This window comes from Mycobacterium sp., assembly GCF_035623875.1.
Taxonomy (GTDB): domain Bacteria; phylum Actinomycetota; class Actinomycetes; order Mycobacteriales; family Mycobacteriaceae; genus Mycobacterium.
Genome location: NZ_DASPSP010000256.1, coordinates 22,300 through 45,749, shown reverse-complemented (window position 1 = coordinate 45,749; position 23,450 = coordinate 22,300). Strand labels below are relative to the sequence as shown.

General features: G+C 65.7%; 23 protein-coding genes, 1 tRNA gene and 2 pseudogenes. 11 read left to right on the top strand and 15 right to left on the bottom strand.

Annotation, left to right across the window (positions count from 1 at the left end):
- The 3 genes and pseudogenes from VEI45_RS21080 to cysE form a co-directional block, all read left to right on the top strand.
- Nucleotides 1-211 (top strand): annotated as a pseudogene (locus tag VEI45_RS21080) (TQXA domain-containing protein); the annotation flags it as partial.
- A complete protein-coding gene (gene cysK / locus VEI45_RS21075) occupies nucleotides 198-1,130 on the top strand; it encodes a cysteine synthase A (RefSeq protein ID WP_324856472.1) in 933 nt (310 codons plus the stop codon). The pseudogene VEI45_RS21080 and the gene cysK, both read left to right, overlap by 14 nt.
- Nucleotides 1,131-1,132: 2 nt before the next feature.
- A complete protein-coding gene (cysE, locus tag VEI45_RS21070) occupies nucleotides 1,133-1,819 on the top strand; it encodes a serine O-acetyltransferase (RefSeq protein WP_324856471.1) in 687 nt (228 codons plus the stop codon).
- A gap of 10 nt (nucleotides 1,820-1,829) precedes the next feature.
- Here the strand turns inward: cysE and VEI45_RS21065 are convergent, their stop codons facing one another.
- The 4 genes from VEI45_RS21065 to mtnA form a co-directional block, all read right to left on the bottom strand.
- Nucleotides 1,830-3,203, bottom strand: coding sequence for an MBL fold metallo-hydrolase (locus VEI45_RS21065; protein WP_324856470.1), 1,374 nt, complete (start codon nucleotides 3,201-3,203; stop codon nucleotides 1,830-1,832).
- A 192-nt stretch (nucleotides 3,204-3,395) separates the two neighbouring features.
- Nucleotides 3,396-4,085: an acireductone synthase gene (gene mtnC / locus VEI45_RS21060; RefSeq protein WP_324856469.1), complete on the bottom strand. Its 690-nt coding sequence runs from the start codon at nucleotides 4,083-4,085 to the stop codon at nucleotides 3,396-3,398.
- Complete coding sequence (locus VEI45_RS21055; RefSeq protein ID WP_324856468.1) at nucleotides 4,082-4,657, bottom strand: cupin; 576 nt, start codon at nucleotides 4,655-4,657, stop codon at nucleotides 4,082-4,084. The genes mtnC and VEI45_RS21055 overlap by 4 nt, the downstream gene beginning before the upstream one ends.
- A gap of 32 nt (nucleotides 4,658-4,689) precedes the next feature.
- The gene (mtnA, locus tag VEI45_RS21050) at nucleotides 4,690-6,300 is read right to left on the bottom strand and encodes an S-methyl-5-thioribose-1-phosphate isomerase (RefSeq protein ID WP_324856467.1); all 1,611 of its coding nucleotides are present in this window, start codon (nucleotides 6,298-6,300) and stop codon (nucleotides 4,690-4,692) included.
- Nucleotides 6,301-6,426: 126 nt separating this feature from the next.
- Between mtnA and VEI45_RS21045 the strand changes: the two genes are divergently transcribed.
- From VEI45_RS21045 to VEI45_RS21035, 3 genes and pseudogenes are all read left to right on the top strand, one after another.
- Complete coding sequence (locus VEI45_RS21045; RefSeq protein WP_324856466.1) at nucleotides 6,427-6,834, top strand: DUF732 domain-containing protein; 408 nt, start codon at nucleotides 6,427-6,429, stop codon at nucleotides 6,832-6,834.
- A gap of 220 nt (nucleotides 6,835-7,054) precedes the next feature.
- Nucleotides 7,055-7,147, top strand: a pseudogene (locus VEI45_RS21040) (DUF2742 domain-containing protein); the annotation flags it as partial.
- Nucleotides 7,148-7,301: 154 nt separating this feature from the next.
- Nucleotides 7,302-7,880 carry a DUF732 domain-containing protein gene (locus VEI45_RS21035; RefSeq protein WP_324856465.1) on the top strand — a complete coding sequence of 193 codons (579 nt, stop codon included), beginning with the start codon at nucleotides 7,302-7,304 and terminating at the stop codon, nucleotides 7,878-7,880.
- Between the two features lie 156 nt (nucleotides 7,881-8,036).
- Here the strand turns inward: VEI45_RS21035 and VEI45_RS21030 are convergent.
- Nucleotides 8,037-8,109: transfer RNA gene (locus VEI45_RS21030), tRNA-Asn, on the bottom strand.
- A gap of 155 nt (nucleotides 8,110-8,264) precedes the next feature.
- Between VEI45_RS21030 and VEI45_RS21025 the strand changes: the two genes are divergently transcribed.
- Nucleotides 8,265-8,513, top strand: a complete 249-nt coding sequence (locus tag VEI45_RS21025; RefSeq protein WP_324856473.1) for a hypothetical protein — start codon at nucleotides 8,265-8,267, stop codon at nucleotides 8,511-8,513.
- Nucleotides 8,514-8,524: 11 nt separating this feature from the next.
- Here the strand turns inward: VEI45_RS21025 and dnaG are convergent, their stop codons facing one another.
- From dnaG to VEI45_RS21010, 3 genes are read right to left on the bottom strand one after another with little or no spacing between them, the layout of a single operon-like run.
- Nucleotides 8,525-10,435, bottom strand: a complete 1,911-nt coding sequence (dnaG, locus tag VEI45_RS21020) for a DNA primase (protein WP_324856464.1) — start codon at nucleotides 10,433-10,435, stop codon at nucleotides 8,525-8,527.
- Nucleotides 10,436-10,491: 56 nt separating this feature from the next.
- Nucleotides 10,492-11,055 (bottom strand): superoxide dismutase family protein, encoded by a 564-nt coding sequence (locus VEI45_RS21015; protein ID WP_324856463.1) that lies wholly within the window; start codon nucleotides 11,053-11,055, stop codon nucleotides 10,492-10,494.
- Nucleotides 11,056-11,094: 39 nt separating this feature from the next.
- The gene (locus tag VEI45_RS21010) at nucleotides 11,095-12,357 is read right to left on the bottom strand and encodes a deoxyguanosinetriphosphate triphosphohydrolase (protein ID WP_324856462.1); all 1,263 of its coding nucleotides are present in this window, start codon (nucleotides 12,355-12,357) and stop codon (nucleotides 11,095-11,097) included.
- Between the two features lie 59 nt (nucleotides 12,358-12,416).
- Between VEI45_RS21010 and VEI45_RS21005 the strand changes: the two genes are divergently transcribed.
- A complete protein-coding gene (locus VEI45_RS21005; protein WP_324856461.1) occupies nucleotides 12,417-14,414 on the top strand; it encodes a TPM domain-containing protein in 1,998 nt (665 codons plus the stop codon).
- Nucleotides 14,415-14,585: 171 nt separating this feature from the next.
- Here the strand turns inward: VEI45_RS21005 and VEI45_RS21000 are convergent, their stop codons facing one another.
- Nucleotides 14,586-16,001 (bottom strand): glycine--tRNA ligase, encoded by a 1,416-nt coding sequence (locus tag VEI45_RS21000; RefSeq protein WP_414687548.1) that lies wholly within the window; start codon nucleotides 15,999-16,001, stop codon nucleotides 14,586-14,588.
- Between the two features lie 144 nt (nucleotides 16,002-16,145).
- Between VEI45_RS21000 and VEI45_RS20995 the strand changes: the two genes are divergently transcribed.
- Nucleotides 16,146-16,538, top strand: a complete 393-nt coding sequence (locus VEI45_RS20995; RefSeq protein WP_324856459.1) for a metalloregulator ArsR/SmtB family transcription factor — start codon at nucleotides 16,146-16,148, stop codon at nucleotides 16,536-16,538.
- Nucleotides 16,535-16,930, top strand: a complete 396-nt coding sequence (locus VEI45_RS20990; protein ID WP_324856458.1) for a Fur family transcriptional regulator — start codon at nucleotides 16,535-16,537, stop codon at nucleotides 16,928-16,930. Before VEI45_RS20995 ends, VEI45_RS20990 begins: the two co-directional genes overlap by 4 nt.
- 2 nt (nucleotides 16,931-16,932) lie before the next feature.
- Here VEI45_RS20990 and VEI45_RS20985 read toward each other — a convergent pair whose 3' ends face one another.
- The 3 genes from VEI45_RS20985 to recO are packed head-to-tail and all read right to left on the bottom strand — an operon-like array spanning nucleotide 16,933 to nucleotide 19,066.
- A complete protein-coding gene (locus tag VEI45_RS20985; protein WP_324856457.1) occupies nucleotides 16,933-17,349 on the bottom strand; it encodes a hypothetical protein in 417 nt (138 codons plus the stop codon).
- Nucleotides 17,350-18,252, bottom strand: coding sequence for a decaprenyl diphosphate synthase (locus VEI45_RS20980; RefSeq protein ID WP_324856456.1), 903 nt, complete (start codon nucleotides 18,250-18,252; stop codon nucleotides 17,350-17,352).
- Nucleotides 18,227-19,066, bottom strand: coding sequence for a DNA repair protein RecO (recO, locus tag VEI45_RS20975; RefSeq protein ID WP_324856455.1), 840 nt, complete (start codon nucleotides 19,064-19,066; stop codon nucleotides 18,227-18,229). Before recO ends, VEI45_RS20980 begins: the two co-directional genes overlap by 26 nt.
- A 63-nt stretch (nucleotides 19,067-19,129) precedes the next feature.
- On the opposite strand from recO, the gene VEI45_RS20970 reads away from it, so the two are divergent.
- Nucleotides 19,130-20,593, top strand: coding sequence for an amidase (locus tag VEI45_RS20970; RefSeq protein WP_324856454.1), 1,464 nt, complete (start codon nucleotides 19,130-19,132; stop codon nucleotides 20,591-20,593).
- 24 nt (nucleotides 20,594-20,617) lie between these two features.
- Here the strand turns inward: VEI45_RS20970 and era are convergent, their stop codons facing one another.
- The 3 genes from era to ybeY all read right to left on the bottom strand — a co-directional run bounded on the left by era (nucleotide 20,618) and on the right by ybeY (nucleotide 23,448).
- The gene (era, locus tag VEI45_RS20965) at nucleotides 20,618-21,529 is read right to left on the bottom strand and encodes a GTPase Era (RefSeq protein ID WP_324856453.1); all 912 of its coding nucleotides are present in this window, start codon (nucleotides 21,527-21,529) and stop codon (nucleotides 20,618-20,620) included.
- 90 nt (nucleotides 21,530-21,619) lie between these two features.
- A complete protein-coding gene (locus VEI45_RS20960) occupies nucleotides 21,620-22,918 on the bottom strand; it encodes a hemolysin family protein (RefSeq protein WP_324856452.1) in 1,299 nt (432 codons plus the stop codon).
- A complete protein-coding gene (gene ybeY / locus VEI45_RS20955; RefSeq protein WP_324856451.1) occupies nucleotides 22,915-23,448 on the bottom strand; it encodes an rRNA maturation RNase YbeY in 534 nt (177 codons plus the stop codon). The genes VEI45_RS20960 and ybeY overlap by 4 nt, the downstream gene beginning before the upstream one ends.
- Between the last annotated feature and the right edge of the window lie 2 nt (nucleotides 23,449-23,450).

Here is a 23,450-nt window from a genome sequence, read left to right as displayed (position 1 = left end):
CCCGGGCAGAGACTTCTACGTCCGACCGGCACCGGGCGCATCCACAACCACCGTGACCGCAACAACAGCGCACAACACCGCCGATCGGGTGCTGACCGGTGTGGCGTTAGAGGGGGCGCCACAGCGATTCACTCCGGTCGCGCTGGCGATACCCGCTGACGTTGCAATCCACTTCGACATCAGCTGGGATTGCGACTGTGAGCATCGCTGAGAACATCACGCAACTGATCGGAAGCACGCCCCTGGTCCGGCTGAACCGGGTTACCGACGGCGCCGGCGCAGACGTTGTCGCCAAGCTGGAGTCCTTCAACCCAGCGGCCAGCGTGAAGGACCGCCTCGGGGTTGCGCTGATAGACGCGGCCGAGGAAGCCGGTCTGCTCAAGCCGGACACCATCATCCTGGAGCCGACTAGTGGGAACACCGGCATCGCGCTGGCGATGGTGGCCGCAGCGCGTGGCTATCGGATCGTGCTGACCATGCCCGAGACGATGAGCATTGAGCGGCGAAAGCTGCTGCGCGCCTTCGGTGCCGAACTGATCCTGACCCCCGGTGCGGAGGGCATGCCGGGCGCTATCGCCAAGGCTGAGGAACTGGCGAAGACCGACCAGCGGTATTTCGTGCCTCAGCAATTCGAGAATCCGGCCAACCCGGCGATTCACCGTAAAACCACCGCCGAGGAGGTGTGGCGCGACACCGACGGCAAGATCGACATCTTCGTCTCGGGTGTCGGCACCGGCGGCACAATCACCGGTGTTGCCCAGGTGATCAAGGAACGCAAGCCTTCGGTGCAGTTCGTCGCAGTCGAGCCGGCCGCGTCGCCGGTGTTGTCCGGCGGCCAAAAGGGTCCGCACCCGATTCAGGGCATCGGCGCCGGATTCGTCCCGCCGGTACTGGACCTCGACTTGGTCGACGAGATCATCACCGTCGGAAACGACGATGCGGTCAACCTGTCCCGGCGGCTGGCCCGCGAAGAAGGACTGCTGGTCGGCATCTCCTCAGGCGCGGCCGCGGTGGCCGCTCTGCAGGTTGCTCGCCGCCCCGAGAACGCCGGAAAGCTCATCGTCGTCGTCCTGCCGGACTTCGGCGAGCGATATCTGAGCACACCGCTCTTTGACGACGTGGCCGACTAACCATGCTCGCGGCGATACGGCGTGACATAGCGGCGGCCAGGCAACGAGATCCGGCCACCCCCACCACACTGGAGGTGATCTTTGCCTACCCGGGCGTGCACGCAATCTGGGGCCATCGGATCAGTCATTGGTTATGGAACCGCGGCGCCCGGGTGGCCGCGCGGACGCTTGCGGAACTCACTCGCATCCTGACCGGGGTCGACATCCACCCGGGCGCGACCCTCGGCCCCGGCCTGTTCATCGACCACGCGACGGGTGTGGTGATCGGGGAAACGGCGGAGGTCGGCGAGGACGTGATGATCTACCACGGCGTCACCCTCGGCGGTAGCGGCAGGGACACCGGCAAACGGCATCCGACGATCGGTGATCGCGTGACCATCGGCGCCGGAGCAAAGGTTCTCGGCGCGATCAAGATCGGTGACGACAGCCGGATCGGCGCCAACGCCGTGGTGGTCAAGGAAGTGCCGTCCAGCTCCGTGGTTGTCGGGGTCCCCGGGCAGATCGTCAGCCGCCCTGGTCGAGGCACCGGGGACGACTCGGCGATGCCGGACCTCGTCGGCGTCAGCCTGCAGTCGTTGCTCACCCGAGTCGCCAAGCTGGAGGCCGAGAGCAACGGCACCCCACAGGCCGGCCGCGTCATCCGGCCGCCGGAAGCCGGGGTGTGGCACGGCGAGGACTTCTCCATCTGAGCCCGCCCAGTTAGGCGGCGCCGGCCTCTTGCCAGGCGCCGTAACCGCCCATCAGGTCGGCTACCTCATGGAACCCCGAAGCCCGAAGAAGACTCGCGGCGACCAGCGAACGGTATCCGCTGGCGCAGTAGGCGACTACCGGCGCCGTGTGATCGAGGCTTTCGATCGAATCGGTAAGGGCCGGCAACGGAATTTCACGCGCTCCGGGAATGATGCCGTCTGCCGTCTCCCCCGGGTTTCGCACGTCCACCAGCTGCAACCCGGGCTCCAAGCTGATCAATTCGGCAAGCTGCCCAGCCGTGAAGCGCAAAGCAGTGTCGAAGAGATCCGGCTGTTGCCTGAAAACACTTGCCAAATCACGCAATTGGCCAACTACCCGGTCAAAGCCGACCCGGGCGAGGCGGGTCTTGGATTCCTGCGCAAGCGCAGGATCGCCGACCAGCACGATGTCACGATCGGGCGGCAACACGATTCCGACGGATTCGGCGAAACGTCCCTGCAGGCCAATATTGACCGCACCACGCAGGTGACCGCGCGCAAACTCGGCCTCGTCGCGACTGTCCAGCAGAATGGCCCCCGCCCAGTTGCGCCGGCAGACGTCTTCAATGTCCAGCAGCGGCGGTGCGCTTTCATCCAGCAGCGGATGCTGCTCACGATTGCGGAGCGAGTCGAACGCGAAGTAGCGCGGTCGCGGGGGCTGGTCCGCGGTAACCGCGGCAACGAAACGCTCGGCGCCGACGATCTGTAGCGCGTAGTTGGTCCGGCGCTGGTCACCGATCGTTGAACTGGTTTCGCTCGACAACTGCTTGCCGCATGCCGACCCGGCCCCATGGGCGGGAAACACCCGCGTAGCATCAGGCAGCTTCAGCAGTTTGTCGTGCAGCGACCCGTACAGCGCCCGGGCCAACGTCTCCGCCGACAGGCCGGTGTCCGCAAGAAGATCTGGGCGCCCCACATCGCCGACAAACAGCGTGTCGCCGGTAAGCACGCCGTAGGGCACCTCATCGTCGGCGTGCTCGTAGACCACGATGCAGATCGACTCGGGAGTGTGCCCTGGTGTTGCGAGAACCTCTAACGTGACTTGGCCGAGCGAGATCCGCTGGCCGTCCCGCAACGGCTCGATCTCGAACTCGACGTCGGCGTCTTCGCCGTAGCAGATCAGCGCACCGGTGGCGGCCGCCAACTCCAAATGACCGCTCAAAAAGTCGGCGTGGATATGGGTTTCGATGACCCTTTCGATACGCAATTGGTGTTCAGCCGCGTCAGTCAAGTAGTCGTCAATGTCGCGACGCGGGTCGACCACGACCGCACGGCCGGTGGTCTCATCGCCGATCAGATAAGACGCTTGCGACAAGCAGTCCAGGTAATACTGTGTGAAGATCATCTCGTCCGTCCCAGGCCGTCCGACAATCACTCCTTATAACTGTTGCGCATCCTTCGGAGCCCCGCTGCGTTGGCGGCGATGTCTCCTCGGCGACTACCGCCGCAATTGCGCAGAACTGGGGTGGTTTTGCGGAAGTAGCGTTCGTCGTCGGCTTTGAAATCACGCTGAGTCTGACAGTTGCGCCACGGCGAGTCAGTGTTCCCGCAGGTCGATTTCATCGAATGAGTGGATCCAACGATGCGGGGGCCGCGGGGAATTCGGCTCCCCGGGGCGGTCGACACCAATCACCGACCAACCCGCGGCGAGGGCTGCGTCGAGTTCGTCAGGATGGTCGGACAGGAAGAGGATCCAATCGGGGGCCAGTCCGATCGTCTTGGCGATCGTTTCGTAGGACGAGCTTTCACCCTTGGCCCCTGCGGTGTTGAGGTCGAACCAGCCGCTGATCAACGAAGCCAGCTCTGCGCCGCGAGCGGTCGCGAACCAATCCTGTTGATTGCGAACCGAACCCGACGAGAATACGTGCAGCGTGATACCCATGTCGTGCCAGGCAGCCAGGGCTGCCGGCACCTCATCGAAGAATTCCCCGTGCAGTTCGCCACTGCGGAATCCCTCCGCGCAGATCAGGCCTTGCGCGGTTTTTAGTGGCCCGGCTTTGACGTCGGAATTCAGCCAATCGCAGAGGATTTGCGTCACTTCTGCCGGGCCGGCGCCGGGTTGCCCGGCCAATACCTGCGTTTCGGCGATCACCGAGTCCGCGGCACCGCCGTGGTTGTCAGCCAGCCACTGCCCAAGGTGCTGCCGGGTGTAGTCGTAGAGTTTCTCTCGCACCGAACTGGTCGGGCTGGTGGTGCCCTCGATGTCGATGACGATCGCCGCGATCATGCCGCGACGAGCTGATCGAGCGTTGGGAAGCGTTCACCGATGACGTCGCCGGTGAAGTCACCGATCCAGCCGTCCTCCTCCTGGAAGAACCGGATCGCTACGAAGTCGGGACGAGCGCCCATGTCGAACCAGTGCCGGGTGCCTGCCGGCACCGAAAGTAGGTCGCCGCCTTCGCACACCACCGCCAGCACTTCCGGCTCCAGATGCAGATAGAAGCAACCGCGGCCGGCGACGAAGAAGCGCACCTCGTCCTCTGCGTGGCGGTGCTCTGCGAGAAACTTCGAGCGAGCGGCGCTGGCCTTGTCATGCCAGCCGGGGTCGCGGTCGTCGGGCTGCAGCGCGGCGACGTCGATGTACTTGTAGCGGCCATCACTATTCAGTGCGTCGACGCGGTCAGCGTATTCGGCCAGGAGCTGGGCGGGCGGCCTGCGTATGTCGAGACCTTGCTTGATCGGCCAACGGTCGAAATCGATATCCCGGGTGGTGAGTTCAGCGCCGATTACGGCCGCATCGTCGGTGCGCAGCCGCACCTCGGTCGCATCGGTTTCGGCCATCACCTGCAGCAATGTCATCTCGGTTCCTCCCGGCTACGACGATGGCGTCGTCAGATCTCGCGGCGGCCGGTCAGCGTCGCCAACTCGCACATCGCCTCCAGGCACTCCGCGCGGTCACGGGCCTGGGCGAGGTCGGCACCCCAGGCCGTAATCCCGTGGCCGGCGATGAACAATACCGGTGGGGCATCGGGGTGCTCAGCCAGGTGTTGCTCGATGTCAGCGCCGATGCGCGACACGTCGGAGTGATTAACAAGAACCGGGATGTCGATTGTTTCTGCTGCGCCCAGTCCTTTGATCAGCTCGTAGCCACTGAACCGAAGCGCCCGCGACGCGCCGACGGACTGACCGGTCGCGTGCGGTGAATGTACGTGGACCACGGCTCCGGCGCTGGTGGCTCGGTAGATGGCAGTGTGGATGGCGGTCTCTGCCGATGGGCGGCGGGTGCCCGAAACCGGCTGGGAGTCAGCGACGGTCACCGTCACTGTGTCACCTGCGGCGAGCTCACCCTTGGACAGCCCGCTACCGGTGATCACCGCGTCTCCCCCGCTACGTACCGAAATATTGCCAGCGGTGCCCGGCATCCAGCCTCGTGCATACAAGCTGCGGGCGATATTGGCAATCTGTTGCCCCACAAGGGTATTCGCGTCAGCGGTCTTTCCGACCACGCCGTTCTCAGTGACAACTGCGGTGATGAGCTCCGGCGGAGTGACGTCGAAGGCGGGGTTGAAGACAGCGGTGCGCTCCGGGGCGGTGGCGACGCCGCCGACATGGGTGATCTCGACTGCCGCCCGCTCTTCCACGACGATCTCGTCTCCGGTCGCCGTAGTGAGGTCGCGAGTCGATTCGGGGGCGACCACGATGAACGGGATGCCGTGCCGATGCGCGGCCAGCGCCAGGGTGTAGGTGCCGATCTTGTTGGCGACCGAGCCGTCGGCGGTGACGCGGTCTGCGCCCACGAGGACGCAGTCGACCTGTTCGGTGGCCATCGCCCACGCGGCGGCGGAGTCGATCGTCAGCCGATGCGGGATCCCGGCCTCGGCCAGCTCCCAAGCGGTCAGCCGGGCCCCTTGCAGCAGCGGGCGCGTCTCGTCGACCAGCACGTCGGCGACCTTGCCGCGGGCGTGCAACACCCGCAGCGCGCCGATCGCGGTGCCGAATGCGGTGGTGGCCAGTCGACCGGTGTTGCAGTGGGTGAGAATACGCAGCGGCCGATCGGGACACAACTCCAGCACCAGGTCCGCGGCGTGAGTGGCGCAGAGCCGGTTGACATGAGCATCCTCGGCCAGCATCTGCTGGGCCTCGGCGAGCACCGCCTCTGAGCCCTCGGGCAGCTTGGCCAGTGCCCGCTGCACGCCCCATCCGAGGTTCACCGCGGTGGGCCGGGCCGACGCGATCCCCGCCGCCTCCAACGTCACCTTCTCGGCATCGCCGGCGTGCGCGAACGCCGCTAGCGCCACACCGAAAGCGCCTGCTACCCCGAGCGCGGGCGCACCCCGAATGGCCAGAGTCTTAATCGCGTCAATGAGCTCGTCGACGGTCGTGATCCGCAGCCGCCGCAACTCGTGCGGCAGCGCGCGCTGGTCGATGGCTAACAATGCGCCATCAGCCCAGGTAATCGAGCTTTCTGCGGGGTGCTCAGATCGCGACCCAACCGATGTCACAACCCACCATTGAAACGCGGCCCAGGCACGGTGACCAGGGTTTGACTCGACCAGACTCGATACCGGACTACGCCAATGAATCGGGCTCGACAGGACAATGGGGCTGATTTGGACAATGATGGTCCGATGCGACTGCACCTCATACTCGCCACCGTCGCCACCATCATCGGCCTGGCCGTGGCTGTGCCGGCGCTGGCCGACCCGAATGACCCCACGCCCGGCCCCGTTCCCGAAGATCCTGCTGCTGATGCAAACTTTCTCGCCTCGCTCAACAAAGCGGGCATGACCTACCGCAGCGGGCCGGACGCCGTCGCGGCCGGCAGAATGGCCTGCAACATGATGATCTCGGGGCGGTCGGAAATGGACGTCGTCAATGAGCTGGCCGTGCGCAATCCCGGATTGAACAACGGCGGCGCCATGAAGTTCGCTGCGCTCGCATCGAGCACTTACTGCCCTGATTACCTGAGTAAGTCGAGCGTGAAGACCACCCAGCCCCTTATCCCCGGTCTTGGTCCCCGACAACTAGGCCAGTGAGTAACGCAGCTAGTTAGATTGACCCCCGCACCATCCGAAACATGCTGCGCGACGGCCGTTTACAAGGCTGGACGCTTGGCCCGCGGGTGCTGCGGATTCGCTTGAGCGACCTCGACGCGGCACTGAGCCCGTACGGGGGGCAACTCCGCAGATATCCACCAGCCAGGCGAACAATTGCAGAGTAGCCGACCTGGTCGGCATCTCAACCGGGGCGGCGATCGCGTCGCAACAGGTGAGCTGGTGGGACGTCCACGAATTCGTCGCGCCGACGCTGGCCGCGGCCGGGTCCTGGCCGATGATCGGCACGCCGGCTAACTGCCTTGGAGAGGAATACACATGGGGTTGCTTGCCATCGCTGCCGTCGTCATCAAAAAATGTACGAGCTCTACACCCCCTTGTTGGCACGCTCCAAAGGAGCGGCGACCGGGGAATGACGGCGAGCATTCATCGAACTAAACTCTGAGTTCATGGACGCAGATGGCGTCCCGCCCGAGAAGACGGCACCCGCAGCGCCCTCGGACGAGACCGAGGCCATCAGCGCGTGGTCGTGTGAGGACGACGGGCCCGACGTCGCGCCCTTCCGGCCGTCCCGATCACGCAGCGCCCTCCTGTGGTGTGTCGCCATCGGCCTGGTGCTGGGGACGGGCGGTGCTGTCGCTTGGTTCGGGGTGAGCCTGTACGGGCAGCGGGGTATACCTGCCGCCACCGCCGAACCACCGTCACCGAGCACCGAGCCGCCGCCGCCGCCCACGCCTGACCAGCAGTTTCTTACGTCGCTGCGCCAAATCGGCGTTAAACCTGAAGCGGACGCCGACGCACTGATCGCCGACGGCCACCAGGTCTGTCAGGACCTCGGCCACCGCGAGCCGCTCAACCAGGTGGTCGCGGACATCCAAGCCAGGGCTTGGGTTAATCCCAGCCAGGCGAATATCGAAACCTCTCAGAAGTTCGCCATGGCCGCCATTGACGTCTACTGCCCGCAATACCAGGCTGGGGGGCCCCCGCCGCTGCTGCGCACCCCGCCGATACTGCTCAACCCGAAATAGGTTGGAAGGGGCTGGGCTTCGCCTGCGGTTGACGGCAAATGTTGATCTACCCACCGGAGTGTTGCTGAGGCATCGAGCCTGCACGGTCGACCAGACACCATCACCGCAGCTTCACATACCCAGCTGCCTACCAGTTTCCATCTGCAACAATTCCTGCTCCCCCGCCTGGACTCGAACCAGGAACCCTTCGGTTAACAGCCGAATGCTCTGCCAATTGAGCTACGGAGGACTGCCCTTTTCCGCGCGCGTGTGGGCGCGGATCGAGGGATGACTCTAGCGTACTGGCTTGCTGAGGCCCAACAGCAATAGATGGCCGACCGAAGGGCGTCTGCTCGCGAGAATGGGGCAGGATGGACTCATCGCACCAACGTCGGGAGGACCGCTTTGATCCGGTATGTCGTCGTGCTGGGACTGGGCTATGTGTTGGGCGCAAAGGCCGGCCGGCGCCGCTACGAGCAGATCGTCGGGACCTACCGCGCGCTGACCAGCAGTCCTGCCGCTAAGTCGGTGATCGAAGGGGGGCGGCGCAAGATTGCGAACCGGGTTTCGCCCGACACGCGGATGGTGACGTTGACCGAGATCGACAACGAAACCAGCGTCGTCGAGCCGCAAAAACCGCGCAGCGCACCCTGACTGCACGCTGCTCAGGCGGTGAGGCCGTCGCCGCTAACCTGCTGCAGCAGGCTGCCCCGATAGGCCTCCAGCGCGACCAGGTCGCCGAACAGGGCGTGGTACTCGTCACCCTGCTCCACCGGTGACATGCGCTGCAGTTTCGACTTGACCTCCGCGATCTGCCGGCCGACCCAGACCTCCTGCAGGCGGGCCAGCACCCCGGCGATGTAGCGCGGCAGCTTGTCGTCGTCGTCGACCCGCATGCTCTCGACGCCAAGCTCGCTGATCAGCCCGGCAGCCGCCGGCGACGGGGCCTTTTGGCGCACCGCATCGAGCCACTCCGCCCCGCCGATGCCGGTCCCGGTGCCGCCGGCCGCCTCGATGGCCGTGCACACCGCGGCGTAGCCGGGATGGGTGAAACTTTCGACGGTCAACGCGTCGAACACCGGCCCGGCCAGCGCCGGGTACTGCAACGCCGACTTGAGCGCCTCGCGCTGCGGCCACAGCGTGGGCTCTTGTGGGTCGGGACGAAGAGCAGCTGACTCGGCCGCGCCGGCTTCGGCTTGGGCTGCGGCGCTACGACGCGGCTTGGCACGGCCCTGGCTGGTGGGGTTCTTCGCCTCCTCACGCACTCGGCCGACGACCTGCGCCACATCCGACCAGCCGACCCAGCCCGCCAGTTGGCGCGCGTACTCGTCGCGCAACGTGGGATCTTTGATCTGGGCGACCATCGGTACGCAGCGGCGCAGCGCGGCCACCCGGCCCTCGGCGCTGTCCAAGTCCACCTCGCTCAGCGCCGCGCGAATCGCGAACTCGAACAACGGAGTTCGCCGCGCCACCAGATCCCGCAATGCGCCGTCGCCGGACGCCAGCCGCAGATCGCAGGGGTCCATGCCGTCCGAGGCGACCGCGACGAAGGACTGGCCCGCCAGATGCTGCTCGCCGCCGAACGCTTTGAGCGCCGCGGCCCGGCCTGCCTCGTCGCCGTCGAACACGTAGATCAGCTCTCCGCGAAAGAAGTTGTCGTCCATCATCAATCGGCGCAGCATCGCCAGGTGCTCGTCACCGAACGCGGTGCCGCAGGATGCGACCGCCGTCGTCACCCCGGCCAGGTGCATCGCCATCACGTCGGTGTAGCCCTCGACGACGACGGCCTGATGCCCCTTGGCGATGTCGCGCTTGGCCAGGTCGATACCGAACAACGCCGACGACTTCTTGTACAGCAACGTCTCCGGCGTGTTGACGTACTTGGCCTCCATCGGGTCGTCGTCGAACAGCCGGCGCGCCCCGAACCCGATCACCTCGCCGGCCGACGTTCGGATCGGCCACAACAACCTGCGGTGAAACCGGTCGATCGGGCCCCGACGACCTTCCCGCGACAGGCCTGCGGCCTCCAGCTCCTTGAACTCAAAACCCTTGCGCAGCAGATGTTTCGTCAGCGAATCCCAGCCCGATGGCGCGAATCCGCAGCCGAAGTGCCGGGCAGCGTCGGCATCGAAATTCCGCTCGGTCAGGTATTGGCGAGCCGGCTGCGCCTCCGGCGATTCCAGCGCCGCCGCGTAAAACTCCAACGCCGCGGCGTTGGCGGCGATGAGCCGGCTGCGACTGCCCCGGTCACGCTGGACACTGGTGGCTGCGCCGGTGTAGCTGATCGTGTACCCGATCCGGTCGGCCAGCACCTCGACGGCCTCGACGAAGCTGACGTGTTCGATCTTCTGAACGAAGGCGTAGACGTCACCGCCCTCACCGCAGCCGAAGCAATGGAAATGACCGTGATTGGGACGGACATGAAACGACGGCGTCTTCTCGTCGTGGAACGGGCACAAGCCCTTTAGCGAGTCCGCGCCGGCGCGACGCAGCTGGACGTAGTCGCCGACGACCTCGTCGATGCGGACTCGTTCGCGGATGGCGGCGATATCGCGATCGGGGATACGGCCGGCCATCGGCTCAGTGTAGAGCGCGCGCTGGCGCCCGGGACGCGAAGATTAACTGTCGGTGGCTAACCGGTGCCGATCACGCCGCACGCGATGCGCTTCTCGGCATCAGGACCATATTCCCCGCCGTGCACCATCAGGGCTGTCTTGTTGCCCGCCAACAGATCGTCCCTGGTGAACGCGTCGGTGGTGGTCACCAGGTATGCGGCGCCGTCCTTGCGCACCTCGAGCGTCGAGAGGTCACCGCTGGGGGGTTCCGCGGTGTGCCCCGGTGCCTGGTAGTGCATGCCGGCCGACATGAAGTCGCCGGGTGGACCGCCCATCGGGTCAACCGAGTTTGGCTCGCATTTGCCGATCTCGTGGACGTGCATGCCGTGCAGTCCGGGCGCCAGGATGCCGTTCGCGGTCGTCTTCACCGTGACAGTGGCATAGCCGTTGGCGAATTCGAAGGCGGCAGTGGCCACCGACCGACCGTCAGCGGTGTGCAGTTCAGCGCTGAGTGTTTGGGCACCGGCTGGAGCGCCGCTCGTTGCGGAGGGCGAGGTACTCGACTGTTGATGGGCGCTGCAGGCGCTGAGCGTGACGAGTGCGGACAACGTGGCGACAACAACCTTGGTGTGCTTGGACATGAACCGCAGCCTAATGCGGTCGGGGCGCGCCGACCATGGTCAAAGGACTCTTGCCTGGGTTGCGTCGATGCGTTCCAGGCGTCCCTCGGTGAACGAGGCGACCTGGTCGACGACGACCCGCAGCCGCTCACCGTCGTCGGCAGCGGAGTTGAAGGCCGGCACGAACACCGGGTCGAGTGTTCGGGGCGCCCCGGCCAGCAGCCACTGCGCCACTCGATGGATACGTTCCCGCTGCGAGCGTTGACGCTCCTGATGACGTGGATCGGACATGATGAACTGCAGCGCCAGTGTCTTGAGTACCGCGACCTCGGCGCGCACCACTTTGGGGACCTGCAAGTCGGTTTGGTAGCGGGCGAGCCGCCCGGGGCCGGCCGCCGCGCGGGCGGCCGCGATCGCCGCTGAGGCGAACCGGCCGACCAGTTCGCTGGTCAACTGTTTGAGCGCGACCGAGGCCGCCAGCGTGGCATCGTATTTGCCGACCGCGGCGACCACCGGTAGCCCGGACAGCCGGTGCGCGGCCGCGACCAGGTCGTCGGCGCGCACCCGGGCGACGTCGCGTTCCCCCAGCTTGGCCAGCGCGGCGGCTTCGTCGTCGTCGGCAAGCACCCGCAAGTCGATCCGGCCGGCCACGACACCGTCCTCCACGTCATGCACCGAATAGGCGACGTCGTCGGCCCAGTCCATCACCTGGGCTTCCAGACAGGCCCGATCTGCCGGCGCATGTTCGCGCACCCAGGCGGCGGCCTCGCGGTCGAAGTCGTAAAAGCCGAACTTGCGTCGATCCCGACCCCGCGTCCAGGGATATTTGGTGACGGCATCCAACCCCGCCCGGGTCAGGTTCAGTCCAACGCTATGTCCTTGCCGATCAAGGACTTTGGGCTCCAAGCTGGTGAGGATCCGGAAGTTCTGTGCATTACCCTCGAAGCCGCCGAATGCCGCCGCGAACTCATCGAGCGCCTGCTCGCCGTTATGCCCGTACGGCGGGTGCCCGATGTCGTGGGCCAAACCGGCCATGTCGACAAGGTCGGGATCGCAGCCCAGCCCGATCGCCATCCCCCGCCCGATCTGGGCCACCTCCAGTGAATGGGTCAGTCGCGTACGCGGGGTGTCGCTTTCCCTCGGCCCGACGACCTGTGTCTTGTCAGCAAGGCGGCGCAATGCGGCGCTGTGCAGCACCCTGGCGCGATCCCGGGCGAAGTCGGTGCGGTGCTGGCCCTCGGTGCCCGGCAGGCCGGCGGTCTTCGGCGCTTCGGAAACCACCCGCTCGCGGTCGAAATCTTCGTAGGGGTCTTGCTGACTCATCGACGCACAGTCTGCCAGTCCCTCCCGCTGGCGCCCCAGTGCGGATTAGATTGTCGAGCATGAGCACAGTCCGCTCGCTCGCCATGTTCATGGCGTTGCTGATCCCTGCATTACTAATGGCGCCGTCTGCCGCCGCGCAGCCGCCCTCCCGGCTGTCCACCTACGTCACCGACGACGCCGGGGTGTTGAACGGCTCGGGTCGCGCCGCGATCCAGTCGGCCACCGGCAAGCTCTACTCCGACCGCCATATCCAGATGTGGGTGGTTTTCGTCGACAACTTCTCCGGGCAGCCGGCCGTGAGCTGGGCGGAGAACACACGGTCCGCCAGCGACCTGGGCGACTTCGACGCGCTGCTTGCCGTCGCCACCGTCGATCATTCCTACGCATTCCTGGTGCCCAACAGGGTGCAGACGATCAACTCAAGTCAGGTCGACGATCTGCGGCGAAACCAGATCGAACCTGCGCTTCGCCGCGGCGACTGGAGCGGTGCTGCGGTCGCGGCGGCCAACGGGCTCGACCGGGGGCATGCGTCGACGAGCCGGAGCGCGCTGTTGATCGCGGCTGGCGTGATCGCGATCGTGGTGGTGGGTTTGCTTGTCGCCGAGGGTTACCGGCGCCGTCGGCGGTACGCGGCCGAACGGGCTGCCGCGCGCCGGGTCGACGCCACCGACCCTGATGCGTTGGCGGCGCTCTCGCTAGGGGCGCTCGACGACCTGTCCCGGTGGAAAGTCGTCGACGTCGACAACGCGGTTCGCACCAGCGCCAACGAGCTGGCGCTGACGATCGAGGAGTTCGGAGAACAGCGGACCGAACCGTTCACTCGTGCCGTCAACAACGCCAAAGCTGCTCTGGCACAAGCGTTCACCGTGCGTCAACAACTGGACGACGCGATACCCGAGACGCGGGCGCAGCGGCGTAACCTGCTGACACAGGTGATCGTCTCGGCGGCGCGGGCCGATCGTGAGCTGGAGTCGCAGCGGGGGGCCTTCGAAAAAATGCGTGACCTGGTGGTCAACGCGCCATCGCGCCTCGACGGCCTGACTCAGCAGATGGTCGAGCTGACGGCGCGCATCACCCCGTCCGAACAGCGAATGACGGAGCTGTACAACGAATTCGACCCTGATGCGTTGACTTCGGTGGCCACCAACGTCGCGACGGCAAAAGACCGGCTGGCATTCGCCGACCAAAACCTCAGCCGCGCGCGTGATCTGGCCGCTAAGCCGGTGACCGGCGAGCAAAGCGGCCTGGTCGATGCCGTACAGGCGGCTGAGTCGGCGCTGGGACAAGCCCGTGCGTTGCTCGACGCGGTGGACAACGCCGCCAACGACATTCACCACGCAGTCGCCACGCTGCCGTCGCTGATCGCCGACGTCCAGACCGGTATCGGGCACGCCGACGAGCAACTGCAGACCGCGCTGAAAACCAAAGCCGCGCACATCCGCGAATTGGCCACCGCCCGGGATGCGGCGAATAAAGCCCTGAACGCTGCCCGGGCGAGCGGTTCGGCCGATCCGCTCGGCGCGTTCACCCAACTGACCAAGGTCGACGCCGACTTGGACCGGCTACTCGCCACCGTCGCCGAAGAGCAGGCAGCCACCGAGCGCCTCAACCGTACTTTCGAGCAAGCGCTCTTCACGGCGCAGTCGCGGATCCACGCCGTCTCCGATTACATCGACACTCGCCGGGGCAGCATCGGACCCGAGGCGCGGACCCGTCTCGCCGAGGCCAGCCGGCAATTGCAAGCCGCCCATGACAAACGCGAGATCGACATCAACGACGCGATCACCCGTGCCAATACCGCAGCGACACTGGCCGCTGAGGCTCAGTCACTTGCCAACGACGATGTGCGATCCGCCCAACTCGCCTACACCGGACGCTACGGCGGCGGCGACAACATGGGCGCGATGATGGGCGGGATCATCATCGGCGACATGCTCGGCGGATCGTTGGGCGGAGGTTTCGGCGGCGGTTGGGGTGGCGGCTGGGGCCCCACGTCGTTCGGCGGGTCGACGGGCTCATCGGACGGCGGCTTCATGGGCGGCGGCGGGCGGTTCTGAGGAACCCGACAAGGGAAAGGCGCGACAGCTCACCACGCCCTAGTGTGCTGCCGCGCCAAGTCCTGAAACGCCGGCCGTCATAATCGTCCGCGTGGCTTGATGATATTGGCCATGTGAGTAACAGTCGATAACGTTGGCGAAAATTTTTTCGCACATTTTCTGCCCCAACTTTTAGCAGGCGCGCAGGCGCGATCCCAGATAATCGGCCACCGCATCGATGGCCACCCGCTCCTGCGTCATCGCGTCACGCTCCCGGATGGTCACAGCGTGGTCCTCGAGCGAGTCGAAATCCACCGTCACGCAATATGGGGTGCCGATCTCGTCCTGGCGCCGGTAGCGCCGCCCGATCGCGCCGGCGTCGTCGAACTCGACGTTCCAACATTTCCGCAACTCGGCGGCCAGATCGCGGGCCTTGGGGCTTAGATCGGCATGCCGGGACAATGGCAGCACGGCTGCCTTGACCGGAGCCAGCCGAGGATCCAGCCGCAACACCGTCCGCTTGTCCAGGCCGCCCTTGGCATTGGGCGCTTCGTCTTCGTGGTAGGCGTCGATCAAAAACGCCATGAATGAGCGGGTCAGCCCGGCCGCCGGTTCGATCACGTACGGCACGTACCGGGTGTCGGTGACCTGGTCGTAGAACGACAGGTCGACACCGGAATGCTTTGCGTGCGTGGATAAGTCGAAGTCGGTCCGATTGGCCACACCCTCCAGTTCGCCCCACGGGTTGCCGGCGAAGCCGAACTTGTATTCGATGTCGACGGTGCGGTCGGAATAGTGCGACAGCTTGTCCTTCGGGTGCTCCCACAACCGCAGGTTCTCGCGGTCGATACCGAGGTCGACGTACCACTGCAGCCGGGTGTCGATCCAATACTGGTGCCACTCCGGCGCTGTCGACGGCTCGACGAAGAACTCCATCTCCATCTGCTCGAACTCGCGAGTGCGGAAGATGAAGTTGCCGGGGGTTATCTCGTTGCGGAAGCTCTTGCCCACCTGAGCGATACCGAATGGCGGCTTTTTGCGAGCGGTCGTCACCACATTGGCGAAGTTGATGAAGATGCCCTGCGCGGTCTCCGGCCGCAGATAGTGCAGCCCCTCCTCGGTTTCGATCGGGCCGAGATAGGTCTTGAGCATCATGTTGAACTCACGCGGCTCGGTCCACTGGCCCGGCTCGCCGGTGTCCGGGTCGCGGATATCGGCGAGGCCGTTGGGCGGCGGATGCCCATGCTTTTGCTCATAGGCCTCGATGAGGTGATCGGCACGATAACGCTTGTGGGTGATCAGCGACTCAACCAGCGGGTCGTGGAAGACCTCCAGATGCCCGGAGGCAATCCACACCTCACGGGGCAGGATGATCGAGGAGTCCAGTCCGACGATGTCGTCGCGGCCGGTTACCACCGAGCGCCACCACTGCCGTTTGATGTTCTCCTTGAGTTCTACCCCCAGCGGCCCGAAATCCCACGCCGATTTGGTGCCGCCGTAGATCTCGCCGGCGGGGTAGACCAGGCCGCGCCGCTTGGCCAGGTTGACGACGGTGTCGATGACTGACGCCACGAGGTGCTGACTCCTGTCTTTCGATGCAGGGACGATCGCGCCGGCCCTGAGCCGGTGAGCATCCGTCATCGTAACGACCGACCCCCGAGCTCTTTGACATGCGTGATCACGCATGTGACAGTGGAACTAGTCGGCAGCATTTTCCAGCGATTCCCAGCAGCCCGCCCGAAAGTGACGGTCATGTCCCCCGCAGCATCAACGGAGAGCCACGGTGACATCGGCTCCGGTTTGAGTGAACGCCATGAGCACGGGGTTTCTGGCTTCACCGAGCTGCCGGCGCCGCCGCCGCGGGAAATTCTAGAGGCCGCCGGTGAGCTGCTGCGCGCGCTGGCCGCGCCGGTGCGGATCGCCGTCGTGCTGCAATTACGCGAGTCCCAGCGCTGCGTCCACGAACTGGTCGACGCGCTGGGCGTGCCGCAGCCACTGGTCAGCCAGCACCTCAAGATCCTCAAGGCCGCGGGCGTGGTCACCGGGGAGCGGTCGGGCCGCGAAGTGCTCTACCGGCTGGCCGATCACCACTTGGCGCATATCGTGATCGACGCCGTCGCGCACGCCGGCGAGGACAAACCGTGACCGCTCGCGCCGGCGAGCGGTCGACCCGACAACGGGCGGCGATCGCGTCGCTGCTGGACACGCTAGACGACTTCCGGTCGGCCCAAGAACTGCACGACGAATTGCGGCGCCGCGGCGAGAACATCGGCCTGACCACCGTCTACCGGACACTGCAGTCGATGTACGCCGCGGGCATGCTCGACACGCTGCGCACCGACACCGGTGAATCGGTCTACCGGCGCTGCTCGGAACACCATCACCACCACCTGGTGTGCCGCAACTGCGGGTCGACCGTCGAGGTAGGCGACCACGAAGTCGAGGCGTGGGCAGCCGAGGTGGCGGCCAGACATGGCTTCTCCGATGTCAGCCACACCATCGAGATCTCCGGCATCTGTGCGGACTGCCGCAGCTAGGCTTAGCCTGTCAGCGCCTGGCGGATCTCGGCGCCCTTGTCGAGCACCATCAGGATCAGCGTGCGCAGCGCGCCGTCGGTCAGGCCGCCGCCCGGAAAGTTGTAGCGCAGCACCACGTCTGCCGTTTTGGTTGAGTTGCGTTTGGCGGTCGGTTCGCCGACCTTCTCCACCAGCACCACCGATCCCAGCAGAGTATTGTGCGCCTGCGCGGCAACGCTGTCACGAATCTTCTTGGTCAGCAGCAGATCCCACGCCAAGATCTGCGTCAGTGACACTAGGTCGAGATCCTCGGTGATGGTCACGACCCGCAACGACGCGATAGTGCCGTCGTGCCGCACGGTCAGCGCTCCGTCGGATTCCTCCTCGACGGGCAGCACCTCGGAAAGCACCGTTACCAATCGCTCCTGCAACGAAGGCATCTAGGCCGTCCCGAATCGTCGATTTCGTGATGCGTACTCTTCGCAGGCTGCCCACAGATCGCGGCGGTCGTAGTCGGGCCAGAGTTTGTCCTGGAAGATGTATTCGGCGTAGGCCGCTTGCCACAGCATGAAATTGCTGGTCCGCTGCTCACCCGACGTCCGCAGTAACAAGTCCACATCGGGAATGTCGGGGCGGTGCAGGTGGCGCGCAACGGTCGCCTCGGTGACCCGCTCCGGATTCAGCCTGCCCGCCGCGGCTTCGCGCGCGATATCCCTTGCGGCTTCGGCTATTTCGGTACGGCCACCATAGTTCACGCAGTAGTTCACTGTGATGACGTCATTGTGCATCGTCATCTCCTCTGCGATCGCCAGCTCGTTGATGACACTGCGCCACAGGCGTGGCCGCGAGCCCACCCAGCGTATCTTCACTCCCATCTCGTTCAGGTTTATCCGCCGCCGTTGCACCACGTCGCGATTGAACCCCATCAGGAAACGGACTTCGTCGGCTGACCGCTTCCAGTTCTCCGTGGAGAAGGCGTAAAGGCTGAGCCATTTGATGCCGACTTCGATTGCGCCGCAAACGATATCGATGACGACGGCCTCGCCCATCTTGTGGCCTTCGACGCGGGCCAGTCCGCGCTGAGTGGCCCAGCGGCCGTTGCCGTCCATCACGATCGCAACGTGGTTGGGCAGCTGTGCCGCGGGGATCCGCGGGGCGGCCACCTTGGAAACGTGTTGTGGGGGCCGGCGCGGGCCGCCGCCGGGTGACGGCGGGAGCGCGGGAAAGACCACCGGCCAGGTGGACTTGTCGGGAAAGGTCGGGTAGTCGTCGGGGGCGGGCGGCAGCTGTGGAAAGTGGGTGGTCTTCCTCGTGCGCTCAGCCTTCCACTCTGAGCGACTCATCCGGCTCGTCCCCATGGGCCACATCCTGCCTGACCAGAGCTATGCGACGGTCGGCGAGGCTCTGATGGACGTGGTCAATCCGGCCCGTCCGCTCGATCAGCGGCAACGTTCGCAGCTGCCGCTCCAAATGCCATTGCAGGTGGGCGGCCACCAATCCGCTGACATGGCTGCGGGCCGATTGCGGTGCGGACTCCGCGGCCTCCCAATCGCCTTCGCGCAGCGCCGACATCAGATCCAGCACACCCAGCGGCGGTGTCGTCGCACCGGCGGGGCGGCAGTATCCGCAGACGCTGCCGCCTGCCGCGATGTGAAATGCCCGGTGCGGGCCCGGTGCAGCGCAGCGGGCGCATTCGGTCAGCACCGGGGCCCACCCGGCGATGCTCATGGCGCGCAGTAGATAAGCGTCCAGCACCAGCTCGCGGGGTCGGCGACCGTCGGCCACCGCCCGCAGCGCACCAACCGTGAGTCGGTGTAATTCCGGGGCCGGTGCCCGCTCCTCACCGGCGAGGCGCTCGGCGGTTTCCAGCATCGCGCACGCGCAGGTGTAGCGGCCGTAGTCGCTGACGATGTCGGTGGCGAACGCGTCAAGCGAGACGACCTGCGTGACGATGTCCAGGTTGCGGCCCGGGTGCAACTGCACGTCGATATGCGCGAACGGCTCCAGTCGCGCGCCGAACTTGCTGCGGGTGCGGCGCACGCCCTTGGCCACCGCGCGGACCAGTCCATGGTCACGGGTGAGCATGGTGACGATCCGGTCGGCTTCGCCGAGCTTGTGCTGGCGTAGCACCACCGCACGGTCTCGGTAAAGCCGCATAGATATCAGTTTGTCACCGCACTGCGACGGCACCTCGCGCACGCGCCGATAATGTCGATACCGATGAGTAACTCTGCCTATCGCCGCTTCCCCACCTTGACCGACCAGCTCTACCAGCTCGCCAGCGGTGAGGTGACTTCCGACGAGCTGGTCCGCCGCTCGCTGCACGCCATCGACCTGAGCCGATCGACACTGAACGCCTTCCGCGCGGTGCTCACCGAGACGGCGCTGGCCGACGCTGCCGCGGCCGACCGGCGGCGCGCCGCCGGGGACCTGGCGCCGCTGCTGGGTGTCCCGATCGCGATCAAAGACGACGTCGACGTCGCCGGAGTACCAACCGCCTACGGCACGTCCGGGTACGTTCGGCCCGCCACCCAGGACGCCGAGGTGGTGCGCCGGCTCAAGGCGGCCGGGGCGGTGATCGTCGGCAAGACCAACACTTGCGAATTGGGCCAATGGCCGTTCACCAGCGGACCCGGATTCGGCCACACCCGCAATCCGTGGTCGCGCAAACACACCCCGGGAGGGTCGTCGGGCGGCAGCGCGGTCGCGGTGGCCGCCGGCCTGGTCACCGCCGCGATCGGCTCCGACGGGGCGGGCAGTGTTCGCATCCCGGCGGCGTGGACCCATTTGGTGGGAATCAAACCGCAACGCGGCCGCATCTCGACGTGGCCGTTGCCGGAGGCGTTCAACGGCATCACAGTCAACGGCGTGCTGGCCCGTACCGTGGCCGACGCGGCGCTGGTGCTCGACGCGGCGTCCGGCAACGTCGAGGGCGATCTGCACAAGCCGCGACCCGTAGCAGTCGCCGACCACGTGGGCATCGCTCCCGGGCCGTTGCGGATCGCGCTGTCAACCGGGTTTCCGTTCACCGGGTTTCCGGCCCACTTACATCCGGAGATCAGCTCGGCGCTGGAGTCCGTGGGCGATCAACTTCGGCTGCTCGGCCACAGCGTGGTTTCAGGCAGTCCCGATTACGGGCTGCGACTGTCGTGGAACTTTCTGTCACGCTCCACTTCCGGACTACTCGACTGGGCCGAGCGGTTGGGTGACGGCGTGGAGCTGGACCCACGCACGATGTCGAATATGCGTATGGGGCGGCTGCTTTCGGAGTCGATACTGCGTGCCGCCCGGGCGCACGAAGCCGCCGATCAGCGCCGGGTGGGCTCGATTTTCCGCATCGTGGACGTCGTGGTGGCGCCGACGACCGCGCAACCGCCCCCGCTGGCGCACGCGTTCGACAGGTTGGGCGGCCTGGCCACCGACCGCGCGATGATCGCCGCCTGCCCGGTGACCTGGCCGTGGAATGTCTTGGGGTGGCCGTCGATCAACGTCCCGGCCGGCTTCACCTCCGAAGGCTTGCCAATCGGCGTGCAGCTGATGGGGCCGGCCAACAGCGAGCCGCTGCTGGTCTCCTTGGCCGCCGAATTGGAGGCACTCGGCGGCTGGGCGGCTAAGCAGCCGGAGGTGTGGTGGACCCCCGGCACCGACACGCCACCGATCTCCAGCGGACCACAGCTGCGGTGAGAGCCGAACCCCGCTAGTCATAGCTCAAAAGCCAAGCCGGCCAAGTTGTTTAGGGTCGCGCTGCCAATTCTTGGCGACTTTGACGCGTAGGTCGAGGTAGACCTTGGTGCCCAGCAGCTTCTCGATTTGGCCGCGCGCAGCGGTACCCACCTCGCGCAGTCGGGCGCCACCCTTGCCGATCACGATGCCTTTCTGGCTGTCGCGCTCCACGTAGAGAACAGCGTGCACGTCGATCAGGTCGTCACGCCCCTCGCGCTGATTGACTTCGTCGATAACCACCGCCAGCGAATGCGGCAACTCCTCGCGCACGCCCTCCAGGGCGGCTTCCCTGATGAATTCGGCCATCAGAATCTCCTCCGGCTCATCGGTCAGCTCACCGTCGGGGTAGTACGCCGGCCCGGGCGGCAACGCCGCGGCCAGCACGTCGATCAGCACGTCGATCTGCTCACCGGTGACCGCCGAGACGGGGACGATCTCGGCTTGACGGCCGTCGGAGATCCCGACCAGTTCGCCGACCGCGGCCAGCTGCGCGGCCAACTTGTCCTTGGCCACCTTGTCGATCTTGGTGACGACGGCAACCAGTGTCGTTGTGGGCGCAACGGATCGGATCTGCTCGACGATCCACCGGTCCCCCGGGCCGATCGCCTCGTCGGCGGGTATGCACAAACCGATCGCGTCGACTTCCGCATAGGTGTCGCGGACCAAGTCGTTGAGCCGCTTACCCAGCAGGGTCCGCGGCCGGTGCAGTCCCGGAGTGTCGACCAGGATGATCTGGAAGTGCTCCCGGTGCACGATGCCGCGAATCGTGTGCCGGGTGGTCTGCGGTCGGCTCGAGGTGATCGCCACTTTTGAGCCGACCAGCGCATTGGTCAGGGTTGACTTCCCAGTGTTGGGTCGCCCGACGAGACAGACGAAACCGGAATGGAATTCGGTCACTGCAGGACGTTGCCTGCGCCGTCGGCGATCATGACGGTCATCGTCGCCGATATTTCGCGAACGGCAGCCTTGCCGGCATCGTCGGACACCTCAGCCGTCATGGTTTACCTCCTGACCGTCGGGGTCGGCGCGGCTGAGCAGTACGGTGCCGATCCGCACCCGCCCCCGATGGTCCGGACCCCCTTCGGCATGCAACCGCAGCCCATGTGATACCACCTCGGCGCCGGGCAGCGGGACGCGGCCCAGTTCCAGCGCCAACAGGCCACCGACCGTGTCGACGTCGAGGTGCTCGTCGAATTCCACGCCGTACAGTTCGCCGACGTCTTCGATCGGCAGTCGTGCCGATACCCGGAACCTGTTGTCGCCCAGTTCTTCTACCGGCGCAACCTCGGCGGCGTCGTACTCGTCGGCAATCTCACCGACGATCTCTTCCAACACGTCCTCGATCGTCACCAGCCCGGCGATCGCGCCGTACTCGTCGACCAGCAGCGCCATGTGGTTGCGGCTCCGCTGCATCTCGCGCAACAGCGCGTCGAGAGGCTTGGAGTCCGGCACGAACACCGCTGGGCGCATGACCTGCGCAACGGTGCTGTCCCGGCCGTCAGGATTCGAGTAATACGTCTGCTGCACAATGTCTTTCAAGTACACCACGCCGACGACATCGTCGACGTTCTCACCGATCACCGGAATGCGGGAATGCCCACTGCGCACCGCCACCGATATCGCTTCGTCGGCCGATTCGTCGCTTTCGATCCAAATCATCTCGGTGCGCGGCACCATCACCTCGCGGGCCGGTGTATCACCAAGTTCGAATACCGACTGAATCATCCGACGCTCGTCGGCGGCGACTACGCCGCGCTGCTGCGCCATGTCGACGACTTCGCGCAACTCGATCTCGGATGCGAACGGCCCATTGCGGAAACCCCGGCCCGGCGTCAGCATGTTCCCCAGTACCACCAGCAGTCTGCTGATCGGGGCCAACAGGACCGAAATCGCTTGCAACGGTAACGCTGCCACCAACGCTATCGTGTAGGCGTTCTGACGGCCGAGGGTGCGCGGACCGACGCCGATGACGACGAAGCTGACGACCACCATGGTCGCGGCAGCGGCGAGCAGCCCCCATCCGTGGCCCAGGTTGTGGCGGAGATGCACCACCAGCAGCGCGGTTGCGGTGATCTCACAGATGATGCGGAGCAGCACCACTAAGTTGATGTAGCGGGGCCGGTCGGCCATCACCTTGGCCAGCCGCACCGCGCCCGGCCGCTCGTCACGTACCAGTTCGTGGACTCGTGCCACTGACACCGTGCTGATAGCGGCATCGACCGCTGCGAACAAACCGCCCAGACAGATCAACACGATCGCGCCGAGCAGCGGACCGGCCCCATTCAATTGTCGAAATACCTTGATTTATCCAGCAGCTGCTGGTCTCTCGCGCTCTGGCGTTCGTGGTGGTAGGCCGTGACTTGGTCAGCGACCCACTCTTCGAGCAGGCGGCGCTGCAGGGTGAACATCTCTTTTTCCTCGTCCGGCTCGGCGTGGTCGTAGCCGAGAAGGTGCAGTACCCCGTGGATTGTCAAGAGCGCCAACTCGTGGCCCAGCGAATGGCCGGCGGCCGCGGCCTGTTCGGCGGCGAATTCGGGGCACAGCACAATGTCGCCGAGCATCGCCGGTCCCGGCTCCGGAGCGTCGGGGCGGCCGCCCGGCTCGAGCTCGTCCATCGGAAAGCTCATCACGTCGGTCGGTCCGGGTAAATCCATCCAGCGCATGTGCAGATCAGCCATCGCCGCGGTGTCCAACAGCACCATCGACAACTCGGCGGCCGGGTTGACGTCCATCCGGGCTATGACGAACCTTGCGACGCTGATCAATTCGGATTCGGAGACGTCGATTCCCGATTCGTTGGCGACCTCGATACTCACGG

Bases quoted from the DNA above. Each gene is read 5' to 3' on its own strand.
- cysE (WP_324856471.1), top strand. From the start codon at position 1,133: ATGCTCGCGGCGATACGGCGTGACATAGCGGCGGCCAGGCAACGAGAT.
- VEI45_RS21065 (WP_324856470.1), bottom strand. From the start codon at position 3,203: ATGATCTTCACACAGTATTACCTGGACTGCTTGTCGCAAGCGTCTTAT.
- mtnC (WP_324856469.1), bottom strand. From the start codon at position 4,085: ATGATCGCGGCGATCGTCATCGACATCGAGGGCACCACCAGCCCGACC.
- VEI45_RS21055 (WP_324856468.1), bottom strand. From the start codon at position 4,657: ATGACATTGCTGCAGGTGATGGCCGAAACCGATGCGACCGAGGTGCGG.
- VEI45_RS21045 (WP_324856466.1), top strand. From the start codon at position 6,427: ATGCGACTGCACCTCATACTCGCCACCGTCGCCACCATCATCGGCCTG.
- VEI45_RS21035 (WP_324856465.1), top strand. From the start codon at position 7,302: ATGGACGCAGATGGCGTCCCGCCCGAGAAGACGGCACCCGCAGCGCCC.
- dnaG (WP_324856464.1), bottom strand. From the start codon at position 10,435: ATGGCCGGCCGTATCCCCGATCGCGATATCGCCGCCATCCGCGAACGA.
- VEI45_RS21015 (WP_324856463.1), bottom strand. From the start codon at position 11,055: ATGTCCAAGCACACCAAGGTTGTTGTCGCCACGTTGTCCGCACTCGTC.
- VEI45_RS21010 (WP_324856462.1), bottom strand. From the start codon at position 12,357: ATGAGTCAGCAAGACCCCTACGAAGATTTCGACCGCGAGCGGGTGGTT.
- VEI45_RS21005 (WP_324856461.1), top strand. From the start codon at position 12,417: ATGAGCACAGTCCGCTCGCTCGCCATGTTCATGGCGTTGCTGATCCCT.
- VEI45_RS20995 (WP_324856459.1), top strand. From the start codon at position 16,146: ATGTCCCCCGCAGCATCAACGGAGAGCCACGGTGACATCGGCTCCGGT.
- VEI45_RS20985 (WP_324856457.1), bottom strand. From the start codon at position 17,349: ATGCCTTCGTTGCAGGAGCGATTGGTAACGGTGCTTTCCGAGGTGCTG.
- VEI45_RS20980 (WP_324856456.1), bottom strand. From the start codon at position 18,252: ATGAGTCGCTCAGAGTGGAAGGCTGAGCGCACGAGGAAGACCACCCAC.
- recO (WP_324856455.1), bottom strand. From the start codon at position 19,066: ATGCGGCTTTACCGAGACCGTGCGGTGGTGCTACGCCAGCACAAGCTC.
- VEI45_RS20970 (WP_324856454.1), top strand. From the start codon at position 19,130: ATGAGTAACTCTGCCTATCGCCGCTTCCCCACCTTGACCGACCAGCTC.